2 protein-coding genes are annotated in these 751 nt (G+C 57.8%); one reads left to right on the forward strand and one right to left on the reverse strand.

From position 1 onward, the window contains the following. Positions 1 to 179: 179 nt before the first annotated feature. Positions 180 to 362 (reverse strand): hypothetical protein, encoded by a 183-nt coding sequence (locus E1958_RS19670; protein WP_133510589.1) that lies wholly within the window; start codon positions 360 to 362, stop codon positions 180 to 182. 48 nt (positions 363 to 410) lie between these two features. Between E1958_RS19670 and E1958_RS21060 the strand changes: the two genes are divergently transcribed. After that, positions 411 to 751 (forward strand): hypothetical protein (locus tag E1958_RS21060; RefSeq protein WP_208108633.1); only part of this gene is annotated, 341 nt, incomplete at its 3' end.

A 751-nucleotide genomic window follows, 5' to 3' on the forward strand; every position in this document is an offset into this window, starting at 1 on the left:
CTTGTAACGTCTCGCCATGAAGGTCAGCCCCTCGGTTCGAGCTCAGCTGGTAGTTTACCCTTGCCACGACCAAGCGCGAATTCTTTCACAATCTCAGCGCGTGGGAACGAGAAAAACTCCAAAACATCAGGCTGTCATCCGGCTGGGACGCCGGAATCCAGAGCAATGGGCGGGATGCGCTACGCTTTCCTGTCCTCCGCGGGCTGCCGTGGCGTAGCTGATGAAGACGGTGGGGCGCGTCCCTTAGCGAGTGCCTCACGGACTGCCGGGTAGCCACCTTCCTTTACCACCACGGCAGCGGACCACGCAGCCCGCTCGGCCACCGTCGCCAGCCGATCTTCGCCCGGTGCCTGTGCGATCACCCGTGCCCACTCCCTCGGATCAGCGGGAAATTTCTTGGATGGCTCTTTATGAATTCCGGACTGCTTTGGAGTGCGCCGGCAAAGCGGCGCGGCTGCATCGAACCTCAGCCACGGGGGATACCAGCGGCGTTGGCCGGGAATCCGGACCCTGGCCTTGGAGTTAGCAATACCATGATTAATCGCCGCCTACTTATTGTTCTTCTGTTCGCCCTCTTCGCTTTTATGTTGACCGGATGCCCGAGACTCGCCTATCTCGCCTATATAGAGGCGCACAACAATACACCGACTGCACTGACAATCGGAGCACCGATTCTAGAGAAAGGGATTACTCTTAAGCCCGGCCAGACCGCACGACTTAGATTTAATGGTATTCACTTCAAGGTTAAAAG

Source organism: Candidatus Thiosymbion oneisti, assembly GCF_004359955.1.
Lineage (GTDB): Bacteria > Pseudomonadota > Gammaproteobacteria > Chromatiales > Chromatiaceae > Thiosymbion > Thiosymbion oneisti.